Source organism: Sulfurovum sp., assembly GCF_041551015.1.
Taxonomy (GTDB): domain Bacteria; phylum Campylobacterota; class Campylobacteria; order Campylobacterales; family Sulfurovaceae; genus Sulfurovum.
In genome coordinates, this window is sequence record NZ_JBFENQ010000064.1 from 1 (window position 1) to 9532 (window position 9532).

Consider the following 9532-nt stretch of genomic DNA (forward strand, 5'->3'; position numbering starts at 1 on the left):
CCAACAAATGCCGGATCAAATGATGCATTTTTACTTGAACCTAGTCTACCAGATCTTATCCAGCCACCATCTGCAGAAGCCGTTTTAACAGAATCTACATTAAGGGCATTAATCATACCAGCAGTATATTCGATACCTACATCCTCAAATCTACCATAAGCAAGTACACCATTCTCATGCCAAGTTGATGGAATAAGCTGTCTTTCAATTTCTGGTCTTTGCACTGTGTTAAAAAGTGTTGGTTCATGTCTAAGGTTTGTGAGTCCCATAGGTGTAAGTACATGCCCTGCTCTAATTGAAAACTCATCTGACAGTAAGAAGTCAAGGTATAAAAACTCAACAACAACTTCTCCACCTTTGTCGGCATTAGCACCATGTTCAAATTCTATCTCCGCATTCAATATTACCCAATCATTAAATTTATAACCAAAATAAGTAATAAATCTATAAATATCTGCAAAATCATCACCATTGTCTGGGTTAGCATAGAACATTTCACCATATCCACCTATAGAAAGTGGATTTTTAGAAAAATATACTTTTGATGCTGCTGCACCCATTCCATTATATGATTTTGCTGTATCTACCAGTGTAAACCCACCTGTTTGTGTAGCAAGTACCTCTTCAGTCAGTACAGTATTTTGTTCCTCAAGTGCTTTTACTCTCTCTTCTAGTGATGAAGCCTGAACTCCTGTTGCCAATATTGCTGCTAGGCTTAATGCCGTAGTTAATTTTTTCATTTGTAATTCCTTGTTTTATATGTTGATAATTATTATCGTAATCGTAAAGTATCGAAACTTTTCTTAAATAATTATTAAAATGATAATAATTATTAAAATATAATAATCCATAATACCACTCTATTATAATTTATAAAGTTGTCTGTAACATAGGTTACATACAAAGAGTCTTTTTTATGGCATAATAAATTTATATAATTAAATAAAAGGATCTATTATGACATGTAACGTAGGAAAGATAGACAGAGTGATTAGAGCTATAGTAGGTGCAGCTGCAATTGCTTGGGGTGTAATGAATGGTAATATCATTGCTGATGTTGTAGGAGGAGTTCTTCTCTTAACTGCTATTATCGGATGGTGCCCACCCTATGCACTACTCGGTATCAATACTGGGTGTAAAACCAAAAACGACTAAATAAGACATTACGTGCTATAGTTATCAAAATATAGCACGGAGTAACTATGCACCTGACCGCTTACCCCTTTATAAAAAAACTTGAACCTGAAGCACTTACATTTTTAGAAAATCATATACAACCTGTATCCATCCCTAAAAATACTTTACTCTTTTACCAAGGTGAAATCTGTGATAACATCTTGTGGCTTACGTCAGGTAAAGTACGTCTCTACACACAATCTGACACTATAGAAGAAATCACCCTTTATACACTCAAAGCAGGAGAACAGTGTATCGTGAACACTGCTTCTCTGCTTTCAAATACAAATGCCGTGGCATCCGCTGAAACACTTACAGACATTAAAGGCTACCTCATAAATGCTCATAGTGTCAAAGCTCTCAGTAAAATGAGCGATGTCTACCAAAATTATCTTTTCTCTTTATATCAACTGCGATTTGAAGAGCTAACTGCACTAATCAATGACATCAGATTTAAACGTTTAGATACACGTATCATTGAATGGCTTGAAAAGCAACCCGATCACCTTATAGAAATAACACATGCACAATTGGCAACAGAACTGGGAAGTTCTAGAGTTGTCATAAGTCGTTTACTCAAAGATCTGGAACAAAAGGGTACAGTTTTATTACATAGAGGGAAAATAGAGGTTTTATAGGCATATAATAACCTTATAATAGATATAATTTAACACAATGAAAGAAAGCTTACATATATTTTATGGAGACTTAAAAAACTCTTTTAAAGATCTCCTTCCCATTATCATCGTAGTTGCACTATTTCAAGGTGTCATCATCCGAACTATGCCGGATAATGTCATCTCTATTGTGATAGGACTTACTATCGTTGCCATAGGTTTGGCACTGTTTATCCGTGGTCTTGAACTGGGTATCTTTCCTATAGGTGAAGGATTGGCTATAGACTTTGCAAAAAAAGGCTCGGTATTTTGGCTTTTACTCTTTGCCTTTACCATAGGTTTTTCCACTACTGTAGCAGAACCGGCACTGATAGCCATCGCTGACAAAGCAGCACTTATTTCTAACGGTCTGGTAGATGCTTTTTGGCTACGTATGACTGTGGCACTCTCTGTAGGCTTTGCCATCGCACTGGGTACACTTCGTATCTTACTCGGTCACCCTATCGCTTACTATATCATTACTGGATACATCCTAGTAGTTATCGTTACTTTTTTTGCACCTAGAGAGATCATTGGCCTGGCATATGACAGTGGTGGGGTTACCACTTCAACAGTAACCGTACCGCTCGTTGCTGCATTGGGTATAGGTTTGTCTTCAAGTATCAAAGGTCGTAATCCTGTTATAGATGGTTTTGGTCTCATTGCTTTTGCCTCACTGACACCTATGATATTTGTACAGATTTACGGTATCATCGTTTATAATTTAGGAGAAACAAGCATCGTATCTCCTGTAATTACAGAAGTCGTTGAAAGTACAAAAGCTGTAGCAACTGCCTACACTTTTTCAGCCATGGATACCTTTATGGAGCTTATCGGTGTGATCAAAGATGTTGCACCTATCCTGATAGTAATATTTTTCTTTCAGTATATCATTATCAAAAAACCTGTTCTACATCTGCATAAGATAGTCACAGGTATCATCATGGTAGTCTTGGGTCTTTATGCATTCATCGTAGGGCTTGAAATGGGACTTTTCCCTATAGGAGAGACCATAGCTTTTCAACTCACTGATATGGGGAATAACCTGCTTATCTATCTGTTTGCATTTCTTATAGGTTTTTCTACGACTATGGCAGAACCTGCTCTTTTGGCCATTGCCATTAAAGCTGAGGATATAAGTGAAGGGAACATTAAACAAAATATACTTAGAATAGTAGTAGCACTTGGAGTGGCTATTGGTATTGCTTTAGGTTCATACCGTATTGTTGTAGGTGATCCTATACACTACTACATCATCATAGGATATATATTTGTTATTATATTTACCTATTTTGCACCAAAATACATTGTACCTATTGCCTATGATAGTGGTGGGGTTACTACTTCAACAGTGACTGTACCTTTAGTTGCTGCACTTGGACTGGGCTTGGCAGAGAACATAGATGGACGTAATCCACTGATAGATGGATTTGGCCTTATCGCTTTTGCCTCCCTATTTCCAATGCTTACTGTGATGGGGTATGGTATTCACGCAGAGTATTATAAAAAGAAAAAGAACGTAGAACAATCCAATATTGAAGGAGAAGGGTTATGAAATTTACAGCACTGATCGTCATCATACAGGATAAGGATGAAGAAGCTGCTATAGAAGCTGCCAAAGGGGCTGGAGCAGGTTCTGTTACCATTTTACATGGGAAAAGTATCGGACTTGAAGAAAAGAAAGTATTCTTTGGCCTCACACTTGAAGAAAATGTCTCTGCTCTACTTTTTGTCTTGCCGAGAAAACTCTCACTGCAAGTCATGCGAGTACTTCGCGAAGAGTTTGACTTGGATAACCCGGAAAATAATGGCTTGGCATTTACCATGCCACTTAGTCATGTTGCAGGACTAGATACCAAAGAGTTACACAAATTTGAACATGACATCAAATCGATGATATAAAGGAGAAAAAATGTTAGTAGAAAATGTAATGACAGCTAAAGATAAATTGGTAATAATCTCAGCTATGTCAACTGTAAGAGAAGCCCTTAGTTTAATGAAAGTACATAAAGTACGTTCTGTTATTGTCGACAAAAATACCGATGATGGTGCCTATGGACTAGTTACTTTCAAAAATATCTTACAAAGTATTGTTGCAGAAGATGGTGATATAGATCTTCTCAATGTCTATGACATCGCCTCAACTCCAGCCTTCTCTGTATCTGCAAAACTTGATGTAAAATATGCGGCTAGAATGATGGTACAAAACAGCATTAAACGTTTACTGGTTCTTGATAACAATGAACTTTACGGTATCCTCACCATGACAGATATCATCGGTATCCTTATGAATAGTGTCGAATAACTTTATTTTTTTACTACAGGAAAGGTGAGTATAAATGTACTTCCTTCTCCTTTTTTAGACTCCAAGTCCAGTTTTATTTTATACTGTTTACAAATAGAAAGTACGATATTCAACCCGATACCAAATCCTCCACGCTCCTCATTAGCCCTATGATAACGTTTAAATATATCATCTTGTACTTTTTTATCTATACCAATACCCGTATCTTTCACCTTTAAAACATTATCCTTGAGTGTGATAAATATACTGTCTCCCACATCAGAATACTTGATTGCATTGGAAAGTAAATTATCTATGAGCCGATAAGCAGATGTTTTAGGTATCAAAACATCTGTAGGTTCAAGTTCAAGTGTGATATGCAGACGTTTAGAGTCTATGAGTTCTTTCACAAACTCAACTCTCTCTTTTACTACATCTGAAAAACATAATAACTCTTCAGGTTCCACTTTCCCTTCTAGCCTGTAGGTCAATGAACTGTACATTAAAGAAAGCCTTTTAGCACTGGCTTCCAAACGTTTTAATTTTTTAGGTTCAACTTCTTTAAGAGACTGTATCGTCATCAAAATGGCTGAAATAGGTGTGTTAAGTTCATGTGTTGTATCTGAAATAAAATTATCTAACGATTCTATCTGTTCCCTCACTGGTCTTAAAAATAGGCGTCCTAAAAAATACCCTACTACTCCCATAAGTATGAAAGAGAAAACTAAATATCCTATGATCTTGATACGTAGCTGCTGTACAGTTTGAAAAAGGTCGTTTTCTTTTAACACTATATAATGAACACCCAAGTGATTACTCTTATCTTCTACAACAGTGTAACAACTTTTATCTTTGATAAAAAAATCTTTATCGACTACCTCAAAATCATCAATTTCGGTGTAAACAGCTCTTTTGTGTTTATCATAATATCCTACTTGGAAGCGGCAATGTTTTAAATTTTTCAAGAATTGATTTCGAGCCGTTGTATCCATTACACCTTTTGTATCATTTGTCATAGCCTTCATCACTATAGAAGAAGATAACATACGTGCCTGATACATCATTTCAAACTTCATAGCATTTTGCATAGAAGTACGGTTATTTTCAAAGAAAAGGTACCCTATAATCGCGAGTAATATAAATACCGATATCAAATAAACAGCTAAAAAACTAAAAAGCGATTTACGCTCATACGATGTTAAAACGATAACCTTCTCCTTTAATATTCTCAAAATATTCTTTGTCAAACATTTTTCTTAGATTTTTAATATAGGTTCGTATCGTTGCATGGGCAGGAATATTCTCATCATCCCATATATTTTCTATGATCTCATCACAAGAGATAATCTTTCCTGCATTACGTATAAAATATTCTAAAACCTGTGCCTCTTTTTGTCTCATCTCAATCACACTATCACTCAGAAAAATTTGATGTGCCTTAGGAATGAACTTCATCCCGTCAAACTCTATCTCTTCTTGTAAACGATAAAGCCTAACGATGTGTTCTATGCGTGCATTCAGTTCTTCAAGTTCAAAAGGTTTCTTGAGATAATCATCCGCCCCCAGGTTAAAGCCTTTTTTGAGATCTTCTATCCCAGAAAGGGATGTAATGTATATAGCTGGTGTGGTATTTCCTATCTCACGTAAGTATGAAAGTATTTCGAAGCCATCGATGTTGGGAACATTGACATCTAAAAGTAACATATCATAAGAACCGGAACTTATGGCATCTAGTGCTTTCTCGCCATCAAAAAAACTCTCTACATCATACCCTTTTTCTACAAGAAATTCTTCTATGATCTCTTGTAGGATAACATCATCCTCAAGTAACAGTATAGTCATACCAAACCCTTTTTTATAAATCAATAATATATTTTAACATACTCTTTGTGTACTTCTCTACACAAAGAGTTTATGATATAATCCCCACATGACACAAATCAACAATTCCAGTACAGGGAGGCACTAAATGCCGAATCCTAAAAAATCAACACTCTATTCAATTATAACTTTGCTCTTATTGTCGGGATGTACACAAGTGGTAACAGCTCCTATTGAAATTGCAGGCAGTGTCGCAAGTGCGACCATAGATGTGGCAGGTTCTGCAGTCGATGCAGTTTCAGATTCAGATGAGGAAGAAAAAGAAGATTAATATCTCTGTGCATTCTTAAATTCAGAAATTTCACTCTCTACCATTTCATCTATCATTCTTACATAAAGATCATTGATAAGGTTTGGAGAGAGACCAAGAGAAATAGCTTGTTCTCTTACATGAGCAATAACATCTGCTATTCTTTCCTCTGCTTTAACCTCTTCCACGCTTGTTTTAAAGTGTGCTATCTGTTTAATATATTCATTACGTTTCGCGATTAATTCTACTATCTCTTTGTCTACGTTATCTATCTCGTTTCTTGCTTCTTCAAGTGTACTACACTTTTTAATTTCCATCTTCTATCCTTCAATGCTAACGCAATAATTAATTATATTATAGCCTAAAAATATCTGAAATAATATACTTTATTCTCTTATGCTATAATTGCTAAATGAAAAATAAAAAATATCTATTCTTATCTTTTTTTATCACTACCATTCTCTTTAATAATCTCTTACATGCAGTAGAAGACACAAATGTGACAAAAAATAAAGAGTGGATTATTTTGCCTTTTGCCTTTTCCAGTGATTCAACTGGTTTTGCAGCAGGAATAAGTGTAATGAAAGAAGGATTATTTCAACCTCAAACAAAATTCCTAGCTACTATATTTACTGGCGTGCCTCAAGATGTAATAATAAATGAGCAAAAAGATGAAGCAACTTTTTCTGGTGGGTTCATCTCATTTTCAGACTTTAAACTTCCCTATACAAATAGATTGTTTTTTTCATTTATGGGTTTAAAAAGTTATTTCCCAAAAACACATTATTATATAGATGGATCACATACTTCAAATAAAGATGATGCCTTCATCACCTCAGGAGATTCAAACTTTTTTACTACTACGTTTAGATATACTCTTCCCATAGGTGAAGGCTTAGAAAATCCAAGTGTCCTTTATAATATGAAAAATGGATTCTGTATCGGTAGAGAAGGTTGTGGGAATGGTATACCTTTCGTGTCAGGTAGAACATCTATCGGGTTGAAAACATTTTTCCAGACAGAAAATACAGATAATACAGACATGTGGAAAGATTCTATTTGGTGGGAAAATGGCACATCTAAACCAACATGGAATACCAATGGTTTAAGATTTTTTCTTACACATGATAATACAGATTTTCATATTAACCCATCTAGAGGATATCAATTTCAACTACAATATTCAAATGATTTTGGTAAAGGTGACTCTCTACAAAGCTGGGACTTCTTAGAGTTTAAATATAACCACTACTTTGATCTTGATACATTCTCTTTTACCCAACAAAATGTACTTGCTCTAAGCTTGTGGACCGGTTACTCTTTCTCTTGGGACAATGATAATGAGATCTCTCCTGGTTTTGATGCTCATCGTCCTCCTATGTGGGAAGGTGCTAGACTAGGTGGATTCAATAGAATGAGAGGCTATGATCAAAATAGATTTTCAGATAAAGCAGTATTTTATGCTGCTGCAGAATACAGAGCGATCATAGACTATAATCCTTTAAAAAATAACTCTTTTATGCCAGTTGATGTAGAGTGGTTTCAAATTGTTCCATTTGTAGAAGTCGGAAGAGTACATGATCAATACAATCTTGATCTTGTAAGTGATATGAAATATGATGCAGGTATCAGCTTACGTGCAATGGTATCAGAATTACTAGTACGATTTGATGTCGCATATGGAGAAGAAGGTACATATATGTGGCTAATGGCACATCATCCATTTGACTTATACGACTAGTCGTATTATGTAAAACTAATAAATCTCAAAATAAAAAATCATAATTCCTTATTTTCAAACTTATGATTTAAAAGGGGCAATGCCCCTTTTAGTTACTCTACTTCAGCATCGATAACATCGTCATCGTCTGCTTTTTTTGCTTCAGGGTTTGCACCGCCTTGTTCTTTAGCATACATTGCTTCAGCTAGTTTGTGACTTTTTTCAGTCAATGCTTTTACTTTCTCTTCTATCTGCTCTTTTGTTGCAGAGTCATCTTTAAGTACAGCTTCAAGCTCTTCAATAGCTGCTTCGATACTTGCTTTTTCTGCTGCATCAAAGTTTTCGCCTAGATCACTCAATGACTTTTTCGTTTGGTGAACCAATGCATCCGCTTGGTTTCTAGCGTCTACGACTGATTTTCTTTTCTCATCTTCAGCTTTATGCGCTTCAGCATCTTGAACCATTTTTTCGATCTCTTCATCTGAAAGTCCTGACGAACCAGTGATCTTGATCTCTTGAGATTTTCCAGTACCTTTGTCACTTGCAGAAACTGTCAAGATACCATTCGCATCTATGTCAAATGTTACTTCGATCTGAGGTACACCTCTTGGTGCTGCAGGGATATCTCTAAGCTCGAACATACCAAGTGATTTGTTGTCTTTTGAGAACTCTCTTTCACCTTGAAGTACATGGATGCTTACCGCTGGTTGGTTATCTTCAGCTGTTGAGAACACTTGTGACTTCTTCGCTGGAATGGGTGTTCCTTTTTCGATCACTTTCGTTGTTACTCCACCTAACGTTTCGATACCAAGAGAAAGTGGTGTTACATCAAGTAAAAGTACATCTTTTACATCACCTGCAAGTACACCACCTTGAATAGCAGCACCAAGTGCAACAACTTCATCTGGGTTTACAGATTTGTTAAGCTCTTTACCGAAGAATTTTTTCATCTCTTCTTGAACCAATGGTACTCTTGTAGAACCACCAACCATTACTACTTCGTTAATGTCAGAAGTGTTAAGCCCAGCATCTTTAAGTACACCCTGAACTGTTTTGATCGTAGATGCTACCAAATCACCGATAAGTGATTCAAATTTTGCTCTAGTGATCTTTGTTACTAAGTGTTTTGGTCCTGATGCATCAGCTGTGATGAACGGAAGGTTTATCTCAGTCTCTGTTGATGATGAAAGCTCTTTTTTTGCTGTTTCAGCCGCATCTTTAACTCTTTGAAGTGCCATAACATCTGCTTTAACATCTATACCAGTCTCTGCTTTAAATTCATCTGCTACAAAGTCAATGATCTTGTTATCAAAGTCATCACCACCAAGGAATGCATCTCCACCTGTTGCCATAACTTCAACAACACCATCACCTGTCTCAAGTGCAGTCACGTCAAATGTACCACCACCAAGATCGTATACTACGATTTGCTCTGCTTCTTTTTTATCAAGTCCATACGCAAGTGCAGCAGATGTAGGCTCATTGATGATACGAAGTACATTTAGTCCTGCAATTGTTCCAGCTTCTTTTGTTGCTTTTCTTTGTGCATCATTGAAATATGCCGG

Annotated in this window: 11 protein-coding genes and 1 pseudogene; 7 read left to right on the forward strand and 5 right to left on the reverse strand. The window is 36.1% G+C overall.

Annotation, left to right across the window (positions count from 1 at the left end; translation table 11 throughout):
* Nucleotides 1-740 (reverse strand): annotated as a pseudogene (locus tag ABZC96_RS05555) (hypothetical protein); the annotation flags it as partial.
* 217 nt (nucleotides 741-957) lie between these two features.
* Here ABZC96_RS05555 and ABZC96_RS05560 point away from each other — a divergent pair.
* Genes ABZC96_RS05560 through ABZC96_RS05580 form a run of 5 tightly spaced genes read left to right on the forward strand, consistent with a single transcriptional unit; the run spans nucleotide 958 to nucleotide 4137 of the window.
* Nucleotides 958-1155, forward strand: coding sequence for a DUF2892 domain-containing protein (locus ABZC96_RS05560; protein ID WP_373029676.1), 198 nt, complete (start codon nucleotides 958-960; stop codon nucleotides 1153-1155).
* Between the two features lie 47 nt (nucleotides 1156-1202).
* Nucleotides 1203-1814, forward strand: coding sequence for a Crp/Fnr family transcriptional regulator (locus ABZC96_RS05565; RefSeq protein WP_373029677.1), 612 nt, complete (start codon nucleotides 1203-1205; stop codon nucleotides 1812-1814).
* A gap of 37 nt (nucleotides 1815-1851) precedes the next feature.
* Nucleotides 1852-3387: a DUF1538 domain-containing protein gene (locus ABZC96_RS05570; protein WP_373029678.1), complete on the forward strand. Its 1536-nt coding sequence runs from the start codon at nucleotides 1852-1854 to the stop codon at nucleotides 3385-3387.
* Nucleotides 3384-3734 carry a transcriptional regulator gene (locus ABZC96_RS05575; protein WP_373029679.1) on the forward strand — a complete coding sequence of 117 codons (351 nt, stop codon included), beginning with the start codon at nucleotides 3384-3386 and terminating at the stop codon, nucleotides 3732-3734. The genes ABZC96_RS05570 and ABZC96_RS05575 overlap by 4 nt, the downstream gene beginning before the upstream one ends.
* A 10-nt stretch (nucleotides 3735-3744) precedes the next feature.
* Complete coding sequence (locus ABZC96_RS05580; RefSeq protein WP_373029680.1) at nucleotides 3745-4137, forward strand: CBS domain-containing protein; 393 nt, start codon at nucleotides 3745-3747, stop codon at nucleotides 4135-4137.
* A gap of 2 nt (nucleotides 4138-4139) precedes the next feature.
* Here the strand turns inward: ABZC96_RS05580 and ABZC96_RS05585 are convergent, their stop codons facing one another.
* Nucleotides 4140-5348, reverse strand: a complete 1209-nt coding sequence (locus ABZC96_RS05585; RefSeq protein WP_373029681.1) for a sensor histidine kinase — start codon at nucleotides 5346-5348, stop codon at nucleotides 4140-4142.
* Nucleotides 5305-5958 carry a response regulator transcription factor gene (locus ABZC96_RS05590; protein ID WP_373029682.1) on the reverse strand — a complete coding sequence of 218 codons (654 nt, stop codon included), beginning with the start codon at nucleotides 5956-5958 and terminating at the stop codon, nucleotides 5305-5307. The genes ABZC96_RS05585 and ABZC96_RS05590 overlap by 44 nt, the downstream gene beginning before the upstream one ends.
* A 127-nt stretch (nucleotides 5959-6085) precedes the next feature.
* Here ABZC96_RS05590 and ABZC96_RS05595 point away from each other — a divergent pair, with 127 nt between their 5' ends.
* Entirely contained in the window at nucleotides 6086-6268 is a 183-nt protein-coding gene (locus ABZC96_RS05595; RefSeq protein ID WP_373029684.1) for a DUF6726 family protein, read from the forward strand.
* Here the strand turns inward: ABZC96_RS05595 and ABZC96_RS05600 are convergent.
* Nucleotides 6265-6564 carry a chorismate mutase gene (locus ABZC96_RS05600; RefSeq protein ID WP_373029685.1) on the reverse strand — a complete coding sequence of 100 codons (300 nt, stop codon included), beginning with the start codon at nucleotides 6562-6564 and terminating at the stop codon, nucleotides 6265-6267. The two genes, ABZC96_RS05595 and ABZC96_RS05600, sit on opposite strands and share 4 nt — an antisense overlap.
* A 182-nt stretch (nucleotides 6565-6746) precedes the next feature.
* Here ABZC96_RS05600 and ABZC96_RS05605 point away from each other — a divergent pair, with 182 nt between their 5' ends.
* Nucleotides 6747-7988 carry a BamA/TamA family outer membrane protein gene (locus tag ABZC96_RS05605; protein ID WP_373029686.1) on the forward strand — a complete coding sequence of 414 codons (1242 nt, stop codon included), beginning with the start codon at nucleotides 6747-6749 and terminating at the stop codon, nucleotides 7986-7988.
* A 92-nt stretch (nucleotides 7989-8080) separates the two neighbouring features.
* Here ABZC96_RS05605 and dnaK read toward each other — a convergent pair.
* A partial coding sequence (dnaK, locus tag ABZC96_RS05610; RefSeq protein WP_373029687.1) for a molecular chaperone DnaK occupies nucleotides 8081-9532 on the reverse strand: 1452 nt, incomplete at its 5' end.